Origin of the sequence: Mycobacterium kubicae (genome assembly GCF_015689175.1) — a bacterium.
In the GTDB taxonomy this organism is placed as follows: Bacteria; Actinomycetota; Actinomycetes; order Mycobacteriales; family Mycobacteriaceae; genus Mycobacterium; species Mycobacterium kubicae.
The window spans coordinates 2,138,088-2,161,754 of sequence record NZ_CP065047.1; the positions used below are offsets into that span (position 1 = coordinate 2,138,088).

25 protein-coding genes are annotated in these 23,667 nt (G+C 69.4%); 20 read left to right on the forward strand and 5 right to left on the reverse strand.

Annotated features, from left to right (window positions below; translation table 11 throughout):
- The first annotated feature begins 2 nt into the window (after positions 1-2).
- Positions 3-950: an NAD(P)H-dependent flavin oxidoreductase gene (locus tag I2456_RS10285; protein ID WP_085073179.1), complete on the forward strand. Its 948-nt coding sequence runs from the start codon at positions 3-5 to the stop codon at positions 948-950.
- Here I2456_RS10285 and I2456_RS10290 read toward each other — a convergent pair.
- Positions 927-1,631 carry a helix-turn-helix transcriptional regulator gene (locus I2456_RS10290; RefSeq protein WP_068165602.1) on the reverse strand — a complete coding sequence of 235 codons (705 nt, stop codon included), beginning with the start codon at positions 1,629-1,631 and terminating at the stop codon, positions 927-929. The two genes, I2456_RS10285 and I2456_RS10290, sit on opposite strands and share 24 nt — an antisense overlap.
- Positions 1,632-1,722: 91 nt before the next feature.
- Here I2456_RS10290 and I2456_RS10295 point away from each other — a divergent pair, with 91 nt between their 5' ends.
- Entirely contained in the window at positions 1,723-2,211 is a 489-nt protein-coding gene (locus tag I2456_RS10295; RefSeq protein ID WP_085073178.1) for a DoxX family membrane protein, read from the forward strand.
- Here I2456_RS10295 and I2456_RS10300 read toward each other — a convergent pair.
- A complete protein-coding gene (locus I2456_RS10300; protein ID WP_085073177.1) occupies positions 2,197-2,700 on the reverse strand; it encodes a DUF1990 family protein in 504 nt (167 codons plus the stop codon). The genes I2456_RS10295 and I2456_RS10300 overlap by 15 nt on opposite strands.
- Before the next feature lie 57 nt (positions 2,701-2,757).
- Between I2456_RS10300 and I2456_RS10305 the strand changes: the two genes are divergently transcribed.
- The 12 genes from I2456_RS10305 to I2456_RS10360 all read left to right on the forward strand — a co-directional run bounded on the left by I2456_RS10305 (position 2,758) and on the right by I2456_RS10360 (position 14,169).
- The gene (locus I2456_RS10305; RefSeq protein WP_085073176.1) at positions 2,758-3,624 is read left to right on the forward strand and encodes an aldo/keto reductase; all 867 of its coding nucleotides are present in this window, start codon (positions 2,758-2,760) and stop codon (positions 3,622-3,624) included.
- Between the two features lie 24 nt (positions 3,625-3,648).
- Entirely contained in the window at positions 3,649-4,272 is a 624-nt protein-coding gene (locus I2456_RS10310) for a PaaI family thioesterase (RefSeq protein ID WP_085073175.1), read from the forward strand.
- Between the two features lie 97 nt (positions 4,273-4,369).
- Positions 4,370-6,421 carry a threonine--tRNA ligase gene (thrS, locus tag I2456_RS10315; RefSeq protein ID WP_085073174.1) on the forward strand — a complete coding sequence of 684 codons (2,052 nt, stop codon included), beginning with the start codon at positions 4,370-4,372 and terminating at the stop codon, positions 6,419-6,421.
- The gene (locus I2456_RS10320) at positions 6,418-6,999 is read left to right on the forward strand and encodes an ATP adenylyltransferase (RefSeq protein WP_068031462.1); all 582 of its coding nucleotides are present in this window, start codon (positions 6,418-6,420) and stop codon (positions 6,997-6,999) included. Before thrS ends, I2456_RS10320 begins: the two co-directional genes overlap by 4 nt.
- A gap of 9 nt (positions 7,000-7,008) precedes the next feature.
- On the forward strand, positions 7,009-7,662 hold the full coding sequence (gene pgsA / locus I2456_RS10325) for a phosphatidylinositol phosphate synthase (RefSeq protein ID WP_085073173.1): 654 nt from the start codon (positions 7,009-7,011) through the stop codon (positions 7,660-7,662).
- 11 nt (positions 7,663-7,673) lie between these two features.
- The gene (locus I2456_RS10330; RefSeq protein ID WP_085073172.1) at positions 7,674-8,612 is read left to right on the forward strand and encodes a phosphatidylinositol mannoside acyltransferase; all 939 of its coding nucleotides are present in this window, start codon (positions 7,674-7,676) and stop codon (positions 8,610-8,612) included.
- On the forward strand, positions 8,612-9,736 hold the full coding sequence (locus I2456_RS10335; protein WP_085073171.1) for a glycosyltransferase family 4 protein: 1,125 nt from the start codon (positions 8,612-8,614) through the stop codon (positions 9,734-9,736). The genes I2456_RS10330 and I2456_RS10335 overlap by 1 nt, the downstream gene beginning before the upstream one ends.
- On the forward strand, positions 9,736-10,785 hold the full coding sequence (locus I2456_RS10340; RefSeq protein WP_068031470.1) for an NUDIX hydrolase: 1,050 nt from the start codon (positions 9,736-9,738) through the stop codon (positions 10,783-10,785). Before I2456_RS10335 ends, I2456_RS10340 begins: the two co-directional genes overlap by 1 nt.
- A 121-nt stretch (positions 10,786-10,906) precedes the next feature.
- The gene (gene pdxS, locus I2456_RS10345; protein ID WP_241007972.1) at positions 10,907-11,755 is read left to right on the forward strand and encodes a pyridoxal 5'-phosphate synthase lyase subunit PdxS; all 849 of its coding nucleotides are present in this window, start codon (positions 10,907-10,909) and stop codon (positions 11,753-11,755) included.
- A gap of 9 nt (positions 11,756-11,764) precedes the next feature.
- The gene (tesB, locus tag I2456_RS10350) at positions 11,765-12,610 is read left to right on the forward strand and encodes an acyl-CoA thioesterase II (protein ID WP_068031477.1); all 846 of its coding nucleotides are present in this window, start codon (positions 11,765-11,767) and stop codon (positions 12,608-12,610) included.
- Positions 12,607-13,203 carry a pyridoxal 5'-phosphate synthase glutaminase subunit PdxT gene (gene pdxT, locus I2456_RS10355; RefSeq protein ID WP_085073170.1) on the forward strand — a complete coding sequence of 199 codons (597 nt, stop codon included), beginning with the start codon at positions 12,607-12,609 and terminating at the stop codon, positions 13,201-13,203. The genes tesB and pdxT overlap by 4 nt, the downstream gene beginning before the upstream one ends.
- Before the next feature lie 213 nt (positions 13,204-13,416).
- Positions 13,417-14,169 carry a YebC/PmpR family DNA-binding transcriptional regulator gene (locus tag I2456_RS10360; protein WP_068160888.1) on the forward strand — a complete coding sequence of 251 codons (753 nt, stop codon included), beginning with the start codon at positions 13,417-13,419 and terminating at the stop codon, positions 14,167-14,169.
- Here I2456_RS10360 and I2456_RS10365 read toward each other — a convergent pair.
- Both I2456_RS10365 and I2456_RS10370 read right to left on the reverse strand, forming a co-directional pair.
- On the reverse strand, positions 14,166-14,681 hold the full coding sequence (locus I2456_RS10365; protein WP_068160891.1) for a DUF2617 family protein: 516 nt from the start codon (positions 14,679-14,681) through the stop codon (positions 14,166-14,168). The genes I2456_RS10360 and I2456_RS10365 overlap by 4 nt on opposite strands.
- A gap of 45 nt (positions 14,682-14,726) precedes the next feature.
- A complete protein-coding gene (locus tag I2456_RS10370; protein WP_371869919.1) occupies positions 14,727-15,611 on the reverse strand; it encodes an alpha/beta fold hydrolase in 885 nt (294 codons plus the stop codon).
- Between the two features lie 39 nt (positions 15,612-15,650).
- Here I2456_RS10370 and I2456_RS10375 point away from each other — a divergent pair, with 39 nt between their 5' ends.
- The 6 genes from I2456_RS10375 (at position 15,651) to I2456_RS10400 (ending at position 19,729) form a co-directional block, all read left to right on the forward strand.
- The gene (locus I2456_RS10375) at positions 15,651-16,262 is read left to right on the forward strand and encodes a TetR/AcrR family transcriptional regulator (protein ID WP_085073168.1); all 612 of its coding nucleotides are present in this window, start codon (positions 15,651-15,653) and stop codon (positions 16,260-16,262) included.
- A 49-nt stretch (positions 16,263-16,311) separates the two neighbouring features.
- Positions 16,312-16,866, forward strand: a complete 555-nt coding sequence (gene ruvC / locus I2456_RS10380; protein ID WP_068032335.1) for a crossover junction endodeoxyribonuclease RuvC — start codon at positions 16,312-16,314, stop codon at positions 16,864-16,866.
- Entirely contained in the window at positions 16,863-17,459 is a 597-nt protein-coding gene (ruvA, locus tag I2456_RS10385; protein WP_085073167.1) for a Holliday junction branch migration protein RuvA, read from the forward strand. Before ruvC ends, ruvA begins: the two co-directional genes overlap by 4 nt.
- Positions 17,456-18,496: a Holliday junction branch migration DNA helicase RuvB gene (gene ruvB / locus I2456_RS10390; RefSeq protein WP_068031495.1), complete on the forward strand. Its 1,041-nt coding sequence runs from the start codon at positions 17,456-17,458 to the stop codon at positions 18,494-18,496. Before ruvA ends, ruvB begins: the two co-directional genes overlap by 4 nt.
- Before the next feature lie 28 nt (positions 18,497-18,524).
- On the forward strand, positions 18,525-18,911 hold the full coding sequence (locus I2456_RS10395; protein ID WP_085073166.1) for a DUF1304 domain-containing protein: 387 nt from the start codon (positions 18,525-18,527) through the stop codon (positions 18,909-18,911).
- A 152-nt stretch (positions 18,912-19,063) separates the two neighbouring features.
- Positions 19,064-19,729: a hypothetical protein gene (locus I2456_RS10400; RefSeq protein WP_085073165.1), complete on the forward strand. Its 666-nt coding sequence runs from the start codon at positions 19,064-19,066 to the stop codon at positions 19,727-19,729.
- 71 nt (positions 19,730-19,800) lie between these two features.
- On the opposite strand, the gene I2456_RS10405 is transcribed toward I2456_RS10400, so the two are convergent.
- The gene (locus I2456_RS10405) at positions 19,801-23,622 is read right to left on the reverse strand and encodes a PE family protein (protein ID WP_205880200.1); all 3,822 of its coding nucleotides are present in this window, start codon (positions 23,620-23,622) and stop codon (positions 19,801-19,803) included.
- Positions 23,623-23,667: the final 45 nt, after the last annotated feature.

Genomic DNA, 23,667 nt, shown 5'->3' on the forward strand with positions numbered 1-23,667 from the left:
GAGTGCTCGCTACGGCGTGGTCGCAAAGTTTCGGTCTGCGTGTGCCGATTGTCAATGCGCCCATGGGCGGTGTCGCCGGTGGACGCCTGGCCGCCGCGGTCAGTGCCGCCGGCGGCCTGGGCATGGTCGGCATGGGCAGCACCGCCACCAGGGCCACCCTGGCGGCCCAACTCCAACACGTCAGCGGCAGGTTCGGCATCGGCCTGGTGGACTGGGTGATGCGCAAAGAGTCCGGGCTACTGCAGGACGCGCTGGCGGCGCGGCCAATGTTGCTCTCGGTCAGCTTCGGTACTGACTGGTCCTGGGTAAGCGAAGCGCACGACGCCGGAATCGCCACGGCGACACAGGTTTACGACAGCGTCGGTGCGCGTCAGGCGGCCGACGCGGGGGTCGATGTGCTGGTGGCGCGCGGGGCCGAAGGTGGCGGCCACGGTGCGGTGCGCCTGGGGACGCTCCCGTTGCTCGACGCAGTCCTGGCTGCCGTAGAGGTGCCGGTACTGGCCGGTGGCGGCATCGCATCGCCGCGAAGCCTGGCCGCCGTCCTGGCCGCCGGTGCCAGCGGCGCCTGGGTGGGCACTCGGCTGGCGGCGTGCCCCGAGGCGCTCACGGGCGACGCGAGCCGTCGGGCACTGATCGCGGCGCGCGAAACCGATACCCGCACCACTCGCGTCTTCGACGTCGCCGGTGGGCTGCCGTGGCCGGCCCAGTTCCCGTCCCGCGTGTTGGTCAACGAGTTCGTCGAACGCTGGAGCGGCAAGGAGGATGTGTTGGCCGCCGACCGGTCGGTCCGCGATGAACTAGCCGCGGCCGCCGCGGCCGACGACACGCGCGTTGCGCCCGTCGACGCCGGGCAGGGCGTCGGAATGATCCGCGACGACGCGTCGGTGGCTGACGTCATCGGGCAAATGTGCGCCGGCGCCGAGGAATTACTGGCTCGCTGGCGCGTTTGACCTCCGTGATTTGAGCACCACGCAACACCGAGCCGGACCCGGCTCCAGGACGGCGTCGGGGCCATACGGCGCCAGCGCGTCGCAGACGCCGGCGATGAGCGCATGGTTCATGCCGCAGGCCAATGCGGTTTGCTCTTGAGCCAAGGCGTGGAACGGGCAGTTGGCCAATTCCACGTGGCCGTCGTTGCGGCGGGGTTCGTAGCCGTACTCGGCCAACAGTGCCAACCCCACCTCTAGCGCCGCGGCGGTGTCTGCGGGCTTGTCGGCGGTGGCGCCGATGGCCTGCCCATAGTCGTGAGCGACCTCGTCGAGCACCTCTGCTACGGGCTCACCCGTAGCCGTCGACCGGGCGATGGCCGCAGCCATCAGCCGGCCGGCGAGCTCGTACTCGCGCTGCGGAAGGCTGACCGCGATGTCGCGACGAGTTCGCCGGTACAGCTTGGCGGTCCGTCCGGCGCCGGGGCCGGTTCGCCCGGTCAAGCGCCCGTAGTCGGTCTCGAGCAGTCCCTCGGCGGTGAGTCGGTCCAGGTGAAATTTCGCCTGGTGGTGCGGGATGCCGACGGCGTCAGCGGCCTGCTCTCTGCTCACCGGATCGGGTTGGGCGCAGACGAACTCGTAGAGCCGATGCCGAACCGGGTCCGCCAAGGCTCCGATGCCAGAGGCGTCGCGCTGCGCAACCATGTCGGCAACCACTTTCTAACGAACAAAAATCTTGACGCTACATTCTAGCCGTTCTAACGTACAGATTATTATCCGATAGAAGGGAGTAGCCATGGCCACTCGACATGACACCGTCCAGGACAAAGCCGCCCGCTCACTATCCGCACAGCTGAGGGACCCGGCCTACTCGGCGTACCTGCTGCTTCGCACCGTGTTCACCGTCGCGCCGATCGTGTTCGGGCTGGACAAGTTCTTCAACCTGCTGACCCATCCTCACCACTGGAGCATGTATCTGGCCGGCTGGATCGACGGCCTGGTTCCTGGCACCGCTGACCAATGCATGTATGTGGTGGGAGTGGTCGAGATCGCGGCCGGTGTCCTGGTTGCGGTCGCGCCGCGCATCGGTGCTTGGGTGGTCGCGGCCTGGCTGGCCGGAATCATCGTCGACCTGGTCAGCGGGCCGGGCTTCTACGACGTGGCGCTGCGCGATTTCGGTTTGCTTGCGGGCGCGGTCGCGCTGGCCCGGCTGGCGCAGGGCGTCCACATTCGCACCATCGGCCACGCTGGCCCGCCGCGGCCAGACCAGTCACAGGGCACGTAGATACCGCTTGGCGATCATGCGCTGAGCCACCGGCAGCACGGGCCTGCCCAACTTGCCCCACCACGTTGCGGGCACCGAAAACGACGACACCTCCGCGTACACCGCGGAGGTGCTCGCGTCGTAGCGCACCGCGAACCTCTCCTCACCGGAGGCCGGGTGACCGGGCAGGGTGCCATATCCGAACCCGCGCTCATCGGGCTCGTCGACGACGTAGACCACCCGGCACGGCGCACTGAGCACGCCCATCATCTTGACCACCACGATCGCCGAAACCTCGGCGACCTCCGAGCTGGCCTGCACGCGCAGTCCCGCCCCGTGCTGCATGCCATAGTGCAGCACGGCGTTGGCGGCCTCCTCGAAACGTTCTCGGCCCGTGCCGATTTGGGTGGACATTCGCAAGTGGGCGTAGCCGGCAGGCAGCTGACCGGACGCCGTGGCGCCCACTTCGGAGTAGGTCAACGGAAGCTCGGCGAGCGAGTCGAGGTCCATGCGCTCAGCTTGCCACGCGTACAGCAAATTCCAGGGTTGACGCGTACGGTCTGTGAAATGACCACACAAACAGTCGCTGCAGCATCCGGAACCTTCACCCTGGGCGGAGACCTGACGGTCAATCGACTGGGCTTTGGCGCGATGCGCCTGACCGGCAAAGGGGTGTGGGGCCCGCCGGCCGACCGGGACGAGTGCGTGCGGGTTTTGCGGCGCGCGGTCGAACTCGGTGTGAACTTCATCGACACCGCCGACTCGTACGGTCCGTACGTCTCCGAGGAGATCATTCGCGAGGCGCTGCATCCGTATTCGGGTTTGGTGATCGCGACCAAAGCCGGTTTGCTGCGCACCGGCCCGGACGTGTGGGTTCCGCTGGGCAATCCCAGTTACCTGCGCCAGGAGTGTGAGATGAGCCTGCGCCGGCTGGACGTGGACACCATCGATCTCTTCCAGCTGCACCGCATCGACAAGAATTTTCCGCTCGACGACCAGATCGGCGAGCTCGTCAAACTGAAGGACGAAGGCAAGATCCGCCACATCGGGCTGTCGGAGGTGGACGTCGACCAGCTCACCGCCGCACAGCAGATCACGACCCTCGTGTCGGTGCAGAACATGTACAACCTGGCCTCCCGGGGCGCCGAGAAGCTGGTCGACGCCGCGACCGAGCAGGGCATCGGCTTCATTCCGTGGTTCCCGCTGGCCGCCGGACCGCTGGCCGCCCCGGACGGTCCCCTGCACCAGATCGCGGAAAATCACGACGCGTCGCCGTCCCAGCTGGCGCTGGCCTGGCTGCTGAAGCGCTCACCGGTCATGCTGCCGATCCCGGGCACCTCGAGCGTGAAGCATTTGGAGGAGAACGTCGCCGCCGCTGAGATCACGCTGTCCGACGAGGAGTTCGACACCATAGCGGCCGCCGCGGAGAAGTAAAGAAGCGCCCAATACGGTGTCCTGGTGAGCAGCGAACAGCCCGGGCATCCCGGCGGGGGCTTCAACCCGCCGGAACCGACCACCAAGGGCGGCCCGGACTACGGCCGGTTCATCGACGCGGTGCGCACGCTGCAAGACCACGCCCGCGCCGTCGACGCGCCCGACGACGTCATCACCGAGGCCGCGGACCTGCTGGAGAAGGTGTCGGCGCTGCTGCAACCGTTCGACGCCGACGAGTGGAGTTCGCCGTCGGGACGGCGCATGGATCTGCCGGTGCGCGGCAACATCCTGACGGTGCCGATGAAGGCGCAGAAAACCCCCGATGGGCGCATCGGGGGAACGGCCCGTTTCGCCCGGTTTCACCTCGGCCGAAACGGTGCGGTACACGGCGGCGCGCTGGGTCTGCTGTTCGACACCGTGCTGGGATTGACGGCGTCGGTGCTCACCGGCAGCCCGCGCCAGCGCACCGCATATTTGAAGATCAACTACCGCGCCATCGTGCCGATCGAGAAAGAACTGCAGATCGACGCGGGGATCGACCAGGTGGAGGGGCGCAAGATCTTCGTCTCCGGGCGGTTGTGCGACGGCGACACGGTGCTCACCGAAGCCGACGCACTGTTCGTGCGGCTCAAGCCGGGCCAGCCCTGAACCGCTGCGGCCCATCCGGCGGCTTGGGTTGGGCGAGCTGCGCACCGATAGCATGGTCGCGATCGTTTGAACACCGACTGTTGGAGACCGCGACCTGATGAGCGCCCCCGCACACGCCACGCCAGGAACCCCTATCCGGGTGCCTGCCGGGACTACCGCGGCCGCCGCGGTCGGGGAGGCGGGGCTGCCGCGGCGCGGCACGCCCGACGCGATCGTGGTGGTGCGCGACGCCGAGGGAAAGCTGCGCGACCTCAACTGGGTGCCTGACGTCGACGCCGAAGTCGTGCCGGTGGCGGCCAACACCGACGAGGGTCGCAGCGTCATCCGGCATTCGACCGCCCACGTGTTGGCCCAAGCCGTGCAATCGCTGTTCCCGCAAGCCAAGCTGGGCATCGGGCCGCCCATCGCCGACGGCTTCTACTACGACTTCGACGTCGCGGAGCCGTTCACGCCCGAGGACCTCGAGGCGCTGGAGAAGCGGATGCGCCAGATCGTCAAGGACGGCCAGCTGTTCTCCCGGCGGGTCTACGAATCCAAGGACGAGGCTCGCGCGGAGCTGGCCGACGAGCCCTACAAGCTCGAGCTGGTCGACGACAAATCCGGCGACGCGGAGATCATGGAGGTGGGCGGCGACGAACTCACCGCCTACGACAACCTCAATCCCCGCACCCGCGAACGGGTTTGGGGGGATCTGTGCCGCGGCCCGCACATCCCGACCACCAAACACATTCCGGCTTTCAAGCTGACCCGAAGCTCGGCGGCCTACTGGCGCGGTGATCAGAAAAACGCCAGTCTGCAACGGATTTACGGCACGGCGTGGGAATCGCAGGAGGCGCTGGACCACCACCTCGAGCTGATCGCCGAAGCCCAGCGCCGCGACCACCGCAAGCTCGGCGTCGAGCTGGACCTGTTCAGCTTTCCCGACGAAATCGGTTCCGGGTTGGCGGTTTTCCACCCCAAGGGCGGCATCGTGCGGCGGGAACTGGAGGACTACTCCCGGCGCAAGCACGCGCACGCCGGCTACCAGTTCGTCAACACCCCGCACATCACCAAGGCGCAGCTGTTCCACACCTCGGGACACCTGGACTGGTATGCCGACGGCATGTTCCCCCCGATGCACATCGACGCGGAACACAACGACGACGGCTCGGTGCGCAAACCCGGGCAGGACTACTACCTCAAGCCGATGAACTGCCCCATGCACTGCCTGATCTACCGGGCGCGCGGGCGGTCTTATCGCGAATTGCCGCTGCGGCTCTTCGAATTCGGCACGGTGTACCGCTACGAGAAGTCCGGCGTCGTGCACGGCTTGACCCGGGTCCGCGGGCTGACCATGGACGACGCGCATATCTTCTGCACCCGCGAACAGATGCGCGACGAACTCCGCTCACTGCTGCGTTTCGTGCTCGATCTGCTCAGCGACTATGGCCTGACTGACTTCTACCTGGAGCTGTCCACCAAGGATCCCGAGAAGTTCGTCGGATCCGACGAGGTGTGGGAGGAAGCCACCAGCGTGCTGGCCGAGGTCGGCGCCGAATCCGGGCTGAACCTGGTCCCCGATCCCGGTGGCGCGGCGTTCTACGGGCCCAAGATCTCGGTCCAGGTCAAAGACGCGCTGGGCCGTACCTGGCAGATGTCGACCATTCAGCTCGACTTCAACTTTCCGGACCGCTTCGAGCTGGAATACACCGCCGCCGACGGGACCCGGCAGCGTCCGGTGATGATTCACCGCGCGCTGTTCGGCTCGATCGAGCGATTCTTCGGGATCCTGACCGAGCACTACGCCGGTGCGTTCCCGGCGTGGCTGGCACCGGTGCAGGTGGTTGGTATCCCGGTCGCCGACGACCACGTCGCCTACCTGGAAGACGTTGCGGCTCAACTCGCTTCGCACGGTGTGCGGGTGGAAGTGGACGCCAGTGACGATCGGATGGCCAAGAAGATCGTCAACCACACCAACCAGAAGGTCCCGTTCATGTTGCTGGCCGGTGACCGGGACGTGCAGGCCGGTGCGGTGAGCTTCCGGTTCGGTGACCGCACCCAGATCAACGGCGTGCCCCGCGACGACGCGGTGTCCACCATCGTCAAGTGGCTTGCCGACCGTGAAAACGCAACGCCGACAGCCGATTTGGTGAAGGTGACCGGCAGGTGAGCGAGCAGGATCCGGCAGAGCGCGCCGAGCGCGGCGACGACACGATCCTGGACCGCGGTGTCGGCGAGCGCGATCACCTGCAGCGGTTGTGGACGCCGTACCGCATGACCTATCTGGCCGAAGCGCCCATGAAACGCGACGAAGCCGAGCGCGCGCAGCCGTTCACCGACATTCCGCAGTTGTCGGACGAAGACGGACTGGTAGTCGCCCGGGGCGAACTCGTGTACGCGGTGCTCAATCTCTACCCGTACAACCCCGGTCACCTGATGGTGGTCCCGTACCGCCGGCTATCCGAACTCGAAGACCTGACCCAGGAGGAGAGCGCCGAGCTGATGGCGTTCATCCAGAAGGCGATTCGCGTCATCAAGAAGGTGTCGCGGCCGCACGGCTTCAACGTCGGACTCAACCTGGGCTCCTCTGCCGGCGGCTCGCTGGCCGAACATCTGCACGTACATGTGGTGCCGCGGTGGGGTGGCGACGCCAACTTCATCACCATCGTCGGCGGCTCCAAGGTCATCCCGCAGTTGCTGCGCGACACCCGCCGTCTGCTGGCCGCCGAGTGGGCGCGGCAATCATGAGGCCCGACCATGAGTAAATTGCCCTTCTTGTCGCGGGCGGCGTTCGCTCGCGTCACCGAGCCGGTCGCGCGGGCCGCCCTGTGGGTCGGGTTGACCCCGGATGCCGCCACCGTCATCGGCACCGCCGCGTCGGTGGCCGGCGCGTTGATCCTGTTCCCCATGGGCAAGTTGTTCATCGGTGGCTGCGTGGTCTGGTTCTTCACGTTGTTCGACATGCTCGACGGCGCCATGGCCCGAGAACGCGGCGGCGGCACCAGGTTCGGCGCGGTGCTCGATGCGGCTTGCGACCGAATCAGCGACGGGGCGGTGTTCTGCGGACTGTTGTGGTGGATCGCTTTTCACCTGCACGACCGGCTGTTGACCGTGGCGACCCTCATCTGCCTGGTCACCTCGCAGGTGATCTCCTACATCAAGGCCCGGGCTGAGGCCAGCGGGTTACGCGGTGACGGTGGCTTCATCGAACGTCCGGAACGGTTGATCATCGTGCTCAGCGGCGCCGGAGTGTCCGATTTCCCGTTCGTCGCCTGGCCCCCGGCGCTGCCCATCGGGATGTGGCTGCTGGCGGTGCTCAGTGTGATCACCTGCGCGCAGCGCATATACGCGGTTCGGACCTCGCCGGGAGCCGTGGATCGCATTGCCATACCGGGAAAGAGCGAGCAGTGATACCACCGTCAGTGAGCCTCAGGTTGCCCGGGCGCCGGCCGCGCGAAGTCGTCACCGGCGCCGCCACGGACTGGTCGTACGCGGCCGGCTGGATGGCGGTGCGCGCGCTGCCGGAATCCGCCGCGCGCAACGTCTTTGCCGCCGGAGCGCGCTACGCGGCGCGCCGCGGCGGACCAGAGCAGCTGCGCAAAAACCTGGCGCGCGTCATCGGGGTCCAGCCCGCCCAAGTGCCGGACTCGCTGATGCGGGCCTCGGTGGCGTCCTATGCGCGGTATTGGCGCGAAGCGTTCCGGCTGCCGACCATGAATCTGCGCGAACTGACGCAGCGCCTGGACAGCTCAACTGGCGGACAAGACAACCTCAACGCGGGCCTGGCCGCGGGCCGCGGCGTGGTGCTGGCGTTGCCGCACAGTGGCAACTGGGACATGAACGGGGTGTGGCTGGCGCAGACCTATGACAGTTTCGTCACGGTCGCCGAGCGTCTAAAACCCGAATCGCTGTATCGGCGCTTCATCGAGTACCGCGAGGGCTTGGGATTCGAGGTCATTCCGCATTCCGGCGGCGACCGACCGCCCTTCGAGGTGCTGTGTGATCGGCTGCGGGACAACCGGATCGTGGCGTTGATGGCCGAGCGCGATCTCACCCGCACCGGAGTCGAGGTCGACTTCTTCGGCGAACCCACCCGGATGCCGGCCGGGCCGGCGAAGCTGGCGATCGCGACCGGGGCGGCGTTGCTGCCGTCGCATTGCTGGTTCGAGGGCGACGGCTGGAGCTGCAACATGCAGACGCCGCTGGACACCAGCAGCGGCGACGTGCAGGCGATCACGCAGGCGCTGGCGCGCGAATTCGAGCGCAACATCGCCGCGAAGCCCGAAGACTGGCACATGCTGCAACCGCAGTGGCTGGCCGACCTGTCCGATGAGCGACAGGCCCGGCTGAGGGACGGCTGATGCGGATCGGGATGGTCTGTCCGTACTCGCTCGACGTGCCGGGCGGGGTGCAGTCACACGTGCTGCAGCTGGCCAAGGTGATGCGCGCCCGCGGCCACGAGGTCAGCGTGTTGGCGCCGGCGTCGCCGGACACCCCGCTGCCCGACTTCGTCGTCTCCGCCGGCCGCGCCATCCCGATTCCCTACAACGGCTCGGTGTCGCGGCTGCAATTCAGCCCCGCCGTGCATCGGCGGGTCCGAAAGTGGCTCACCCAAGGCGATTTCGACGTGCTGCACCTGCATGAGCCCAACGCGCCCAGCCTGTCCATGTGGGCGCTGCGGGTGGCCGAGGGCCCGATCGTGGCGACCTTCCACACGTCGACCACCAAATCGCTGACGCTGAGCGTGTTCCAAGGGGTGCTGCGGCCCTGGCACGAAAAGATCATCGGCCGCATCGCGGTGTCGGATCTGGCCCGGCGCTGGCAGATGGAAGCGCTGGGATCGGACGCGGTGGAAATTCCCAACGGCGTCGACGTCGAGTCGTTGGCCACGGCGCCGCTGCTGGACGGCTATCCACGCCCGGGCAAGACAGTGCTGTTCCTGGGTCGCTACGACGAGCCTCGCAAAGGCGTTGCGGTGCTGCTGGACGCGCTGCCCAAGGTGGTCGAGTCCTTCCCCGACGTGCAACTGCTGATCGTCGGACGCGGCGACGAAGACGAACTGCGGCAGCAGGCAGGCCGGTGGGCCAAGCACATCCGCTTCCTCGGCCAGGTCGACGACGCGGCCAAGGCGTCGGCGATGCGCAGCGCCGACGTCTATTGCGCGCCCAACACCGGCGGCGAGAGCTTCGGCATCGTCCTGGTCGAGGCGATGGCCGCCGGCACCCCGGTGGTGGCCAGTGACCTGGACGCCTTCCGCCGGGTGCTGCGCGACGGTGAAGTCGGCTGCCTGGTGGCCGTGGACGACAGCGCCGCGCTGGCCGACGCGCTGATCTCGATGCTGGGCAACGACGTGCTGCAGGAGCGCTACGTGGCCGCCGGCCGCGAAGCGGTCCGCCGCTACGACTGGTCGGTGGTGGCCAGTCAGATCATGCGGGTGTACGAGACGGTCGCCGGGTCGGGCGTCAAGGTGGAAGTGGCCAGCTGATGCTGTGGCTCGCGGCAGCCATCGCGGTGCTGGTCTTGGTGCTGCTGCTGATCTTCGCCGCCTGGAGTTACCAGACGGCCAACCGGTTGAACCGGCTCAACGTCCGCTATGACCTGTCCTGGCAGGCGCTGGACAGCGCGCTGGCCCGGCGTGCGGTGGTGGCGCGGGCCGTGGCCACCGACGCCTACGGCGGCGCGCCGGAGGGCAGACGGTTGGCCGCCCTGGCCGCCGCCGCCGAACGCGCGCCCCGGCAGCTACGCGAGAACGCCGAAAACGAACTGTCGGCCGCGCTGGCGATGGTGGATCCGGCGTCGCTGCCGGCGGCGCTGATCGCCGAACTGGCCGACGCCGAGGCCCGGGTCCTGCTGGCCCGCCGCTTCCACAACGACGCCGTACGCGACACCCTGGCCCTGGGCGGGCGGCCGCTGGTCCGCAAGTTGCACCTGGGCGGGACGGCGACCCTGCCCACCTACTTCGAGATCGTCGAGCATCCGCACGCGTTGGCTCACGGGGACCACCACGGGGTCAATCACCGCACCTCGGCGCGGGTGGTCCTGCTCGATGAATACGGCGCAGTGCTGCTGCTCTGCGGTTCCGACCCGGCCATCACTGACGGCCACGCACCGAAGTGGTGGTTCACCGTGGGCGGCGAGGTGCGGCCGGGCGAACGTCTGGCCGAGGCGGCCGCCCGGGAACTGGCCGAGGAAACCGGCCTGCGGGTGGACCCCGCGGACATGGTCGGCCCGATCTGGCGACGCGACGAAGTCTTCGAGTTCAACGGGTCGGTGATCGACAGCGAGGAGTTCTACCTCGTGCACCGCACCCGCCGCTTCGAACCCACCCTCGACGGGCGCACCGAGCTGGAACGCCGCTACATCCACGGCGCGCGCTGGTGTGATGCTGACGACATCGCCGGGCTGGTCGCGGCCGGTGAGCTGGTGTACCCGGTCCAGCTGGGAGAATTGTTGCCGCTGGCCAACCAGCTCGCCGACGGGACGGCCGACGGCGCAGCGGTACGCGACGCGGGTGTCCCGCAGTCCATCCGCTGATCGAGCAAATAGGCCGGTCGCCGCCCCACCACTAGAGTGGAGTGGCACCAATTTGAAGGAGAGCAGGTAAGTGGACGTCCAGGGCGCCAGCCAGACCGGGACCGCACGCGTCAAACGGGGCATGGCCGAAATGCTCAAAGGCGGCGTCATCATGGACGTCGTCACCCCGGAGCAAGCCCGCATCGCCGAGGGCGCCGGCGCCGTCGCGGTCATGGCGCTCGAGCGGGTGCCGGCCGACATCCGAGCCCAGGGCGGGGTGTCGCGGATGAGCGACCCCGACATGATCGAGGGCATCATCGACGCGGTCACCATCCCGGTGATGGCCAAGGCCCGCATCGGCCACTTCGTCGAAGCGCAGATCCTGCAGAGCCTCGGCGTCGACTACGTCGACGAGTCCGAGGTGCTGACCCCGGCCGACTACACCCACCACATCGACAAGTGGAAGTTCACCGTGCCGTTCGTGTGCGGCGCGACCAACCTGGGTGAAGCACTGCGCCGCATCAGCGAGGGTGCGGCGATGATCCGCTCCAAAGGCGAGGCCGGCACCGGCGACGTCTCCAACGCGACCACGCACATGCGGGCCATCGGCGGCGAGATCCGCCGCCTGACGTCGCTGTCCGAGGACGAGTTGTTCGTCGCCGCCAAGGAACTGCGGGCCCCCTACGAGCTCGTCGTCGAGGTCGCGCGGGCCGGCAAATTGCCCGTGACCCTGTTCACCGCGGGCGGCATCGCCACCCCCGCCGACGCCGCGATGATGATGCAGCTGGGTGCGGAGGGCGTGTTCGTCGGGTCGGGGATCTTCAAGTCCGGCGATCCCGCGCAGCGCGCCGCCGCCATCGTCAAGGCGACCACCTTCTACGACGACCCCGACGTGCTGGCCAAGGTGTCGCGCGGCCTGGGCGAGGCGATGGTGGGCATCAACGTCGAGCAACTCGCGCAGTCACACCGCCTCGCCGAACGCGGCTGGTAAGAATTCTCCGTGGCGATCGAAGAGATCCTTGATCTCGAACAACTCGAGATCAACATCTACCGCGGCAGCGTCTTCAGCCCGGAATCCGGCTACTTCCAGCGCACCTTCGGCGGCCATGTGGCCGGGCAGTCGCTGGTGTCGGCGGTGCGTACCGTCGAGCCGGGCTTCTTGGTGCACTCCCTGCACGGCTACTTCCTGCGGCCCGGGGATGCCAAGGAGCGCACGGTGTTCATCGTCGAGCGCATCCGCGACGGCGGTTCGTTCGCCACCCGACGGGTCAACGCGATCCAGCACGGCGAAACCATCTTCAGCATGGCGGCGTCCTTCCAGACCCACCAGGACGGCATCGAGCACCAGGACGCGATGCCGGCCGCGCCGCCTCCCGACGGTCTGCCCGGACTGAGCTCGATCAAGGTGTTCGACGACGCCGGCTTCAAACAGTTCGAGGAGTGGGACGTCTGCATCGTGCCGCGCGACCGCCTGCAGTTGTTGCCGGGCAAGGCCTCCCAGCAGCAGGTGTGGTTCCGCCACCGCGACCCGTTGCCCGACGACCCGGTGCTGCACATCTGCGCGCTGGCGTACATGAGCGACCTCACGCTGCTGGGTTCGGCGCAGGTCACGCACATGAAAGAGCGCGAGCACCTGCAGGTCGCGTCGCTGGACCACGCGATGTGGTTCATGCGGCCGTTCCGGGCCGACGAATGGCTGCTCTACGACCAGTCCTCGCCGTCGGCGGGGGGTGGCCGCGCCCTATGCCACGGCAAGATCTTCACCCAGCGCGGTGAACTGGTGGCCGCGGTGATGCAAGAGGGCCTGACCCGCTTCAAGCGCGACTATCAGCCCGCGGGGAAGTGAGCGGACCCCGCGTCGGTGTCCTAGCGCTGCAAGGCGACACCCGAGAACACCTCGCGGCGCTGGAGGAAGCCGGCGCCGAGCCGATGACGGTGCGCCGGCGCAGTGAACTCGATTCGGTGGACGCGCTGGTGCTCCCGGGCGGGGAATCGACGGCGATGAGCCACCTGCTGGCCGACTTCGAGTTGCTCGAGCCGCTGCGCGCGCGGCTGGCTGAGGGGTTGCCGGCCTACGGCGCGTGCGCCGGCATGATCCTGCTGGCCAGCGAAATCGAGGACGCCGGCGCGCAGGGGCGCGCCGCACTGCCGCTGCGTGGCATCGATATGACGGTGCGGCGCAATGCATTCGGCCGCCAGGTGGACTCGTTCGAGGGCGACATCCCGTTCGCCGGGCTGGACGACCCGGTGCGGGCGGTGTTCATCCGCGCGCCCTGGGTGGAGCGAACCGGCGAGGGTGTCCAAGTCCTGGCCCGAGCGGCGGATCACATTGTGGCGGTGCGGCAGGGATCGGTGTTGGCGACCGCGTTTCACCCGGAGGTGACCGGCGACCGTCGCGTCCATCAGTTGTTCGTCGACATCGTCAACGGGCGGCGCTGACGTCACATTCGTCACTTGCGTCGCCAGATCAGTGACTCGGCTTTGTGCCCGCCTCACAGCGACAAACCGAGGTGTCGCTGTGAGGCGGGCACTTCGGCACCTGCCGCCAAGCCGGTCGGGGAGTGGTCGGACAACCGCACTGGGCCGCCCACCCGGATCACCACATAGACTCGTTGGGCGACTTTCATGCAACAAGAGGGGTAAGAGACACCGATGAGCGGCCATTCCAAGTGGGCCACCACCAAACACAAGAAGGCCGTGATCGACGCTCGCCGCGGCAAGATGTTCGCCCGGCTGATCAAGAACATCGAGGTTGCGGCCCGCGTCGGCGGCGGTGACCCCGCCGGCAACCCGACGCTGTACGACGCGATCCAGAAGGCCAAGAAAAGCTCGGTGCCCAATGACAACATCGAGAAAGCGCGCAAGCGCGGCGCCGGTGAAGAGGCCGGCGGGGCCGACTGGCAGACCATTACCTACGAGGGCTACGGCCCCAACGGCGTCGCGGTGCTGGTCGAGTGCCTGACCGACAACCGCAACCGGGCCGCCAGTGAGGTCCGGGTCGCGATGACGCGCAACGGCGGCACCATGGCCGACCCTGGCTCGGTCGCCTACCTGTTCAGCCGCAAAGGGGTCATCACCCTGGAGAAGAACGGGCTCACCGAAGACGACGTGTTGACCGCGGTGCTGGAGGCCGGTGCTGAAGACGTCAACGATCTGGGTGACAGCTTCGAGATCATCTCCGAACCGTCCGATCTGGTCGCGGTGCGCAGCGCCTTGCAGGAGGCGGGCATCGACTACGACTCCGCCGAGGCGGGTTTTCAGCCGTCGGTGACCGTCCCGCTCGACGCCGAGGGCGCGGCCAAGGTCATGAAACTCGTCGACGCGCTCGAAGACAGCGACGACGTCCAGGACGTCTACACCAACGCCGACATCCCCGACGAGATACTGGCGCAGATCGAGGCTTAGTCGCGGGGCGCCCACCGGCTCGCGGTGTGCACCACCATCCCGCCGGTGCCCAACGGGCGGCGCGGATACAGGTGCCAGGTCTGCCATTGCCAGCCGGATTCGTCGGGGTGTGCGCACAGCGCCGTCAATGCGGCGTCGTCCCCTGGAAAGACTCCGCCCAGCCAGCCGGTCTCGTCGCGGCAGCGTCGGCGTAGGTTCTGGGCGATTGCCCGAAATGTCGCCTCGTCCTGGCTATCGGTCTTGGACTGCAGGCAGTAGCCGGGGGCTTCGGTGCGCTCCGGCAAGCCGCCGCCCACGCTCGCGGTGCAGGACACCTGCTCGGAGAAGCTGCGGCCGCCATGGTCGATGGTGATCACATGGGATGCGCCCAGGACGCCTAACAACAGCGTGCCGCCGGCAGGGTGGTCCAGTCGCCAGGTGGCCAACGGCTGAGGTGCGGGCCCGTTGAGCGCCAGCGCCAGCCGGGCCCCGGACACGTCGGCCGGCGCTACCGCGAGCCGATGCAGCGGCACCGAGCCGGCCCTACCGTGACGAACACGCTTCGAAGTTAACAGCCCTCAGCGTGGCGGTGGCGCGCCGATCACCTGGTGCAGGAACGCACCGATCCGGGCGGCCGTCGCCTCGGGCTGGTCCAGCATGGTCAACACGTAGGCATCCTCGATGAGCTGCAGCTGCGCGTTGGGCATCAGCTTGGTCAGCTGCTGCGCATGCCGCATCGGCATCACCGGGTTGTCGCTCCACAACACCAGCGCTGGGCCGGAGAAGCCGGCCAGCGCATTGGTCGCCCGGATCAGCTCGTCGCGCCGGAATTTGCTGTGCCCGTACTTGACCAGGTCCGCGCGCACCCGCTTGTCGGCCAGGCCGGGCGCCAACCATTTCTCGACAATGCCCTGTGGCACCGGCTTTTTGGCCATCTGGCCGAAAAGCAGCCATCGGCGGCGCAGCCAGCCGATCCGGAGTTGCCGCATCGCCAGGGAGACCGTGGCGGCATTGCGGGTGGCCAGCCAGGCAACCTTGCCCGGAAACCCGGGCGGGAAATTCTCGAACGCTTCGCTCGGGCAGATCACCAGCCGGCCAACGCGTGTGTCGCGGCCCTTGTCGGTGAGCAGCAACGCTCCACCCCAGTCGCTCACCACGAGCGTCACGTCCCGCAGGTCGAGCGCGTCGAGGAAGTCGGCGACGATGCCGACCATTCCGGGCATGGTCAGGTCGGCGTCAGGGCGCATCGGGATGCGGTGACCGCCCATCGGGAGCACCGGCAGCAGGTAGCGAAACCCCGACGGCAACAGCGGGAGCGCCAAGTCCCATTGCGCGTCGTTCATCAGCAAGCCGTGCAACAGCACGACGGGTGGTCCCTGCGGGTCGCCCTCCTCGCGGTACTCCAGTGTTCCGGCGGCGACTTCCACGGTGCGCATCGGCGAGCCCTTCTTTAGAACGATCATTCTAGAACGTATGCTCTAGTCTGTTACTGGGAGGCGAAAATGGCAAGGACCACCAAAGAGTCGATCCTCACCGCGGCCACCGAACTGATGCGGCGCAAGGGCTACGGCGCAGTCGGCATGAAAGACGTGGTCGCGGCGTCCGGCGCGCCAATCGGGTCGCTGTACCACCACTTCCGCGACGGCAAGGTGCAGATCGCCGGCGAAGCGCTGGCCAACGCCGGAGCGGCCTACGCACTGCTCATCCCGTCGATCATCGACGGCTACACCGACCTGGGCGAGGGCATTGACGCGGCATTCACCCAGGCCGCCGAGGACATGCGTGATACGGGCTTCGCCAACATGTGCCCGGTGGCCAGCGTGGCCGCCGAAGTAGCCGACACGGTCGAGCCGCTTCGAGACGTCTGCGCCGATGTGTTCCGCGGCTGGTTCGACTACGGCGCCGCGTATTTCGTCGGGCGCGGCGTGGCGCCCGAGGTCGCCAGAGAGGTCATCGTCGCACTGGTCGCGGCGCTGGAAGGGGCGTTCGTGCTGGCCCGCACGCTGCGGGATACCGAGCCGCTGCTGACGGCCGGACGCGTGCTGGGCGCGCAATATCGTGGCGTGGCGTTGGCACCGCGTGTCGCGACGGCCGGTGTCGGGCCGGGCCGCTAGGCTATCGAACAGCTGTTCGGGCCGAATGCACAAGGTAGGGGCGGTTGCGGTGCGGGTGATGGGAGTCGACCCCGGGTTGACACGATGCGGCCTATCCCTGGTCGAAAGTGGGCGCGGCCGACAGATCACGGCTCTCGACGTAGACGTGGTGCGCACCCCCGCGGAGGCGGCGCTGGCCAAACGGCTGCTGGCTATCAGCGACGCCGTCGAACATTGGCTGGACACCCACCGGCCCGACGTGCTGGCCATCGAGCGCGTGTTCTCCCAGCACAACGTCTCCACGGTGATGGGCACCGCGCAGGCAGGCGGCGTGATCGCTTTGGCCGCGGCCAAGCGTGACATCGACGTGCACTTCCACACCCCCAGCGAGGTCAAGGCCGCCGTGACCGGCAACGGCGCCGCCGACAAGGCTCAGGTCACCGCGATGGTCACCAGAATCCTTGCGCTACAAGCCAAACCGACACCAGCCGATGCCGCCGACGCGCTGGCTCTGGCGATCTGCCACTGCTGGCGGGCGCCGATGCTGGCCCGTCTGGCCAAGGCCGAGGCGATGGCGGCCCAGCAACGAAATGCCTACCTGCACAAGCTGAAAGCCGCCCGATGATTGCCTCGGTCCGTGGTGAGGTGCTCGGCATAGCGCTCGATCACGTGGTGATCGAGGCGGCCGGGGTCGGGTATCGGGTGAACGCCACCCCGTCGACGCTGGCGACGCTGCGGCAAGGCGCCGAGGCGCGGCTGATCACCGCGATGATCGTGCGTGAGGACTCGATGACGCTGTACGGGTTCTGCGATACCGAGACCCGCGACCTGTTCCTGACATTGATGTCGGTGTCGGGCGTCGGGCCGCGACTGGCGATGGCCACACTGGCCGTGCACGACGCGGCCGCACTGCGGCAAGCGCTGGCCGACGGTGACGTCACCGCTCTGACGCGGGTGCCGGGTATCGGCAAACGTGGCGCCGAACGAATGGTGCTGGAGCTGCGGGACAAGATCGGCCCGGTCGGCGCATCCTCGTCCGGAGTCCCGGCGGTCAACGGGCACGCGGTGCGTGGTCCGGTGGTGGAGGCCTTGGTCGGGCTGGGTTTTGCGGCCAAGCAGGCGGAGGAGGCCACCGACAAGGTGTTGGCCGGTGAGCCGGGTGCCACCACGTCCAGCGCGCTGCGGGCCGCGCTGTCGCTGCTGGGCAAGGCCCGATGAGAGACGACGACCTGCCGGAGCGCGACGTGTCGCCGGCGTTGACGGTGGGTGAGGGTGACGTCGACGTCAGCCTGCGGCCGCGTTCGCTGGGGGAGTTCATCGGGCAGGCGCGGGTGCGCGAACAGCTGCAGCTGGTGATCGAGGGGGCCAAGAACCGCGGCGGCACTCCGGATCACATCCTGCTGTCCGGGCCGCCGGGGCTGGGGAAGACGTCGCTGGCCATGATCATCGCCGCCGAACTCGGGTCCTCCCTGCGGGTGACCTCGGGCCCGGCGCTGGAACGCGCCGGCGATCTGGCCGCGATGCTGTCCAACTTGGTCGAACACGATGTGCTGTTCATCGACGAGATTCACCGCATCGCGCGGCCCGCCGAGGAGATGCTCTACCTGGCGATGGAGGACTTCCGGGTGGACGTGGTGGTCGGCAAAGGGCCGGGCGCCACGTCGATTCCGTTGGAGGTCGCGCCCTTCACCTTGGTCGGTGCGACCACCCGATCCGGCGCGCTGACGGGTCCGTTGCGCGACCGGTTCGGGTTCACCGCGCACATGGATTTCTACGAGCCGCCCGAGCTGGAGCGGGTGCTGGCTCGTTCGGCCGGGATTCTGGGTATCGAGTTGGGCGCCGAGGCCGGCGCGGAGATCGCGCGCCGGTCGCGGGGCACGCCACGGATCGCCAACCGGCTGCTGCGCCGGGTTCGCGACTTCGCCGAGGTGCGCGCCGACGGCATCATCACTCGCGATGTGGCCAAGGCCGCGTTGGAGGTCTACGACGTCGACGAACTCGGTCTGGACCGGCTGGACCGGGCGGTGTTGTCGGCACTGACCCGCAGTTTCGGCGGAGGGCCCGTCGGGGTGTCCACGCTGGCGGTGGCGGTCGGGGAGGAGGCGGCCACCGTGGAGGAGGTGTGCGAGCCCTTCCTGGTGCGTGCCGGTATGGTCGCCCGTACCCCGCGAGGCCGGGTGGCGACCGCGCTGGCCTGGACTCACTTGGGCATGACGCCACCAGCCGGCGTGGCGCAACCAGGGCTGTTCGACTAGCTGGTCGGACGACAGGATAGGAGGCGCCATGCTCACCGCCGCGTTGATAGTCGCCGGGCTGGCCGCGGTATTGCACGTCTACATCTGGACCATGGAGTCGCTGACCTGGACCTCGCCGCGCACGCGAGCCACCTTCGGGACCACGCGGGAGGAAGCCGAAACCACCAAGCTGCTGGCCTTCAACCAGGGCTTCTACAACCTGTTCCTAGCCATCATCACCGGCATCGGCATCGCCGCCGTCGCGACCGGACACCATGGCATCGGGTCGGCGCTGATATTCGCCGGCGTGGGGTCGATGGCCGCTGCTGCGCTGGTTCTGTTGATCTCCGCACGCGACAAGGCGCGCGCCGCGGTGACCCAAGGCCTGTTCCCGGTGATCGCCATCGTCTTGCTGGTTCTCGCGCTGGCGACTTAACACTCAACTTTCACATTGTTAACTGGAGTCACACCTGCAACGGCTTGACCTGGCACGGAAGGCGATAAGAGCGTTGGTATCGATTTCCTAAGAGTCGGCCAACGCTGTGCTGCAGCCGGTTACGCCGCCGACTCCTCGGGTATCCGTCGGTCATGAAGCACACAGAAGACCGTCCCGCCCGGATGCGTATGCCACGCTCCCGCGGCGCGGTGACCGGATTACTGCTAGTCCTCCTCGGGGCCTGGGGTGCGCTGATCCCGTTCGTGGGTCCCAACTTCGATTTCGCCTACACGCCAGGGCAGTCCTGGACCGCGGCACGCGGCTGGCTCGAGGTGCTCCCGGGTGCCGCCACCGCGGTCGGCGGCTTGCTCCTGATCGTTTCCAGGAACCGTGCCACCGCGATGCTCGGCGGCTGGCTGGCCACCTTCGGCGGCGCATGGTTCATAGTCGGCACCACGCTCGCGCCGCTGCTGCGCACCGGGTCCGTCGGCGACCCGGTGGCCGTCACCGACCGCAAGCGCGCCGTGCTGGAGTTGGCCTACTTCACCGGGCTGGGCACCCTGATCGTCTTCCTGGGCGGTGCCGTGCTGTCCCGCCTGGCGGTCCGGCTGGCCCGCGACGTCGTGCCCGTCACCCCGGCGACTGCCGTCGAGCCCGCCACGCCGGCGTCGCAGGCGTACGCCCACCCGGTCGAGACGGATCACACCGATGTCTCTTCGCAGGCGATGACCGCCCCGCGGCCACAGCAGTACGAGCCCGACGCGGCGCCCCAACGGCGACACGGGTTGTGGCGCCGGCACCACGGCGTGAACGCCTGACACCTCCCCACCAGAACGCCCAGGCCACGCGGCCTGGGCGTTCTGGGTGTTCGACACTATGGCGCCAGGCGTCAGCTGGACTGGCCCGCACCGCCGGAGTGGTCGGAGAAGAATTGCTCGTACGCCAAGCCGCCACTGCCGCCTTGTCCAGCCGCGGTGCCGCCCTGACCGCCCTGCGCTGTCTGTTCGGGTCCGCCGCCGGCACCGCCGGCACTCCCATCACTGCCCGAAGCACCGTTGCCCGCCGAGTTGGGATAGGTGGCGTTCGCCGCGGCACCTTGGCCACCTCCGCCGCCGGTACCACCCGAGGACCCGGCACCGCCCGGCCCGCCGATACCAAGGTTTCCCGCGTCCAGGGCAACAGCGGTACCGCCGGCGCCGCCGTTCCCGCCGGTGCCGCCGGGGCCGCCCGCCGCACCGCCGCCCCCGCCGCCTCCACCCAGCATTGAGCCGAACGCGAGACCGCCTCCCGCGCCGCCACCACCGCCGCCTCCGCCCATGCCGGGCGCGTCACCTGCAGCCAATCCGCCGCCTCCTCCGCCACCGCCACTGCCACCGGCGGCAAGTGCATTTTGGGCGGGAGCGTTGACCTGGCCACCGGTGCCGCCAGTACCGCCAGTGCCGCCTTGGCCAGCGGCGGCTCCGCCGCCTCCAGTGGCGCCGCCTTGGCCACCCGCACCTCCACCGCCGCCACCCCCGCCGAGGAGAACGCTTTGGCCGCCGTTGCCGCCGTTGCCGCCGGTACCGCCTGCTCCGCCTTCACCACCACTGGTGCCACCAGCGCCAGCCGCTCCGCCGGTACCGCCGATGCCGCCCGTGCCGCCCTGGCCGCCGTTCGCGCTGAAGGGCAGCGGGGAACTGCCGGTGTTAATGCCGCCCTGTCCACCGGATCCGCCGAAGCCCCCGACGCCGCCTTGACCGCCGGCCCCGCCGCCGATTCCATTGATGCCGGCCCCGCCCGTGCCGCCGGCGCCACCCGCCCCGCCGGCGCCGCCCTGGTCGCCCTCGGTAGGTGTGGCTCCCGACGTGCCGTTTAGACCAGAAGCACCAGTGCCGCCGGCCCCGCCCGTGCCGCCGGTGCCGCCAGTGCCGTTGAAGCCCGCTGCGCCGCCGTCGACCTGCGAGCCCGCCGCTCCTGCGGTACCTCCTGTGCCACCCTGACCACCGTGGACGCCCGTGCCGCCGCCGCTAGGTGCGGTTTCGGTGTAGCCGGCATTGATGCCGCCGTCACCTCCGTTGCCGCCGCGGCCGCCGATGCCGCCGTTTCCTGCGTTCCCGCCGCCGACGCCGTTGATGCCGGCGCCGCTGCTGCCGCCCTGTCCGCCCGCGCCACCTTGGCCGCCTTGGTTGCCAGGGGTGGGGTCGAGGCCGTTGAGGCCATCGGCACCGGTGGCGCCGTCGCCGCCGTTTCCGCCCGTGCCGCCGTTGCCTCCCGTGCCGTTGCCGCCGGCTTTTCCGCCGTCAATGACGGCGCCTGACGCCCCCGCGCTGCCGCCGGTGCCGCCCTGGCCACCCTGGGCGCCCATGCCGCCGCCGCTGGCCCCGGTGCTGGTGATGCCGATGTTGGTGCCGCCGTTACCGCCGCCGCCGCCGTTGCCACCGGCGCCGCCGGTGCCGGCCTGTCCGCCACCGCTGCCGTTGATTCCGGCGCCGGCCGTGCCGCCCCGTCCGCCTGCGCCGCCCTGACCGCCCTGCCCGCCGGCGGTGGGACTCGTGGTGTCGTCGACGCCGTTGGCGCCGGTGGCGCCATTGCCGCCGGTGCCGCCGTGGCCGCCCGTGCCTCCGGTGCCCACGCTGCCGGCTTTTCCACCGTCGGTGACGGCGCCTGCCGCGCCTGCGGCGCCGCCGGTGCCGCCCTGACCGCCATCAGCGCCCATGCCGCCTCCGCTGGCTCCGGTGCTGGTGATGCCGGTGTTCGTGCCGCCGTTACCGCCGCCGCCGCCGTTGCCACCGGTGCCGCCGGTGCCAGCCTGCCCGCCACCGCTGCCGTTGATTCCGGCGCCGGCCGTGCCGCCCCGTCCGCCAGCGCCGCCCTGACCGCCCTGCCCGCCGGCGGTGGGACTCGTGCTGTCGTCGACGCCGTTGGCGCCGGTGGCGCCATTGCCGCCGGTGCCGCCGTGGCCGCCCGTGCCTCCGGTGCCGATGCTGCCGGCTTTTCCGCCGTCGGTGACGGCGCCTGCCGCGCCGGCAGCGCCGCCGGTGCCGCCTTGGCCGCCTTGGGCGCCGGCGCCGCCGCCGGTGGCTCCGGTGCTGGTCGTGCCGGTGTTGGTGCCGCCGTTGCCGCCTGTGCCGCCGCTGCCACCCGTGCCCCCGGTGCCGGCTTGCCCGCCGCCGACTCCGTTAATGCCGGCCCCGCCAGTGCCACCCGTGCCCCCGGCGCCGCCCTGACCGCCCTGTCCACCCGCAGTCGGGCTGAACATGCTGTTTTTGCCGTCGGCTCCGGTGGCTCCCATACCGCCATTGCCGCCATGACCGCCGGTCCCGCCGGCGCCATTCGCGCCTGCGGCACCACCGTCGACGCCCATGCCCGCTGCTCCCGCGGCGCCGCCGGTGCCGCCCTGGCCGCCCATGCCGCCGGTGCCGACTCCGCCACTGGCGATGCCTGTGTTATTGCCGCCGTTACCGCCGCCGCCCCCGCCGCCGCCAGTGCCGCCGTGACCGCCGGCGCCGCCGCCGACCCCGCCGATACCGGCGCCACCATTGCCGCCTTGACCGCCCGCCCCGCCTTGCCAGCCCTGCCCACCCATGCTCGGCACGGCAGCTGACATGCCCGCCACGCCAGCATCGCCTTGACCGCCGGTACCGCCGGTGCCACCAACACCGCCAGTGCCCGCGCCGCCAGCGTGTCCAGCGGCGCCCAGGAATCCGCCACTGCCGCCGGTCCCGCCCGCTCCGGCGCTGCCACCGTTGCCGCCAGTGCCGCCTGTGCCGCCGTCGACGCTGTAACCAACGCCGGTACCGCCGGTCCCACCGTGGCCGCCGGTGCCTCCGGTGCCGCCGACCCCACCGGCTCCACCGGCACTCAGTAGCCCGTAACTGGCCCCGCCGTCACCACCGGCCCCACCGGCGCCACCGGCGAACCCGGTACCGCCGTGGCCGCCCACCGCTCCCGCACCGGCTGTTCCAGTGGCACCGATGTCGCCGGCGCCGCCCATCCCGCCCGCGCCACCGGCGCCGGCGCCTCCGCCGAACAGTGCCCGGCCGGCTCCGCCCGCACCGCCGACCCCGCCGGCTCCGCCGACGCCGCCGGCCCCGGCACCTCCAGTGCCACCCGCGCCTCCGACGCCCCCGAACCCGCTCAACAGGCCGCCGGCACCGCCCGCTCCACCGACACCACCAGCGGCCCCGGCCGCACCCGTTCCGCCAGCTCCGCCGGCTCCGCCATTTCCGAACAGGCCGGCGTCACCGCCGCGACCGCCGGTCCGGCCCGCAGCCCCCGACCCGCCGACGCCGCCGTTGCCCCACAAGATCCCGCCGGCGCCACCGGCTTGCCCGGTGCCTGCCGCACCGTTGGTACCGTCGCCGATCAGCGGGCGCCCCAGCAACGTGTTGGTGGGCGCGTTGATCAACCCCAATACGTTTTGCTCCACGTTCTGCAGCCACCCGCCGTTGGCGGCCTCGGCCGCCGCATACGCGCCGCCTCCTGCCGCCAACGCCTGCATGAACTGGTCCTGGAACAGGGCCGCCTGCGCGCTGAGCGTTTGGAACTCCTGACCGAAGGTGCCGAACAACCTGGTGACAGCCGCAGTCACCTCATCACTCGCCATCGGGACGATCGCCGTGGTCAGCGGCGCCGCGGCGGTGGTGGCCGCCTGCAGCACCTCCTCAATTCCGCGCAAATCGCCCGCCGCTGCGGCCAGCGCCTCAGGTGTTGCGAACACAAAAGACGACATTCCGGGTCCTCCTGACCTCAGGCGATCGACACGATTGCGCGGGGA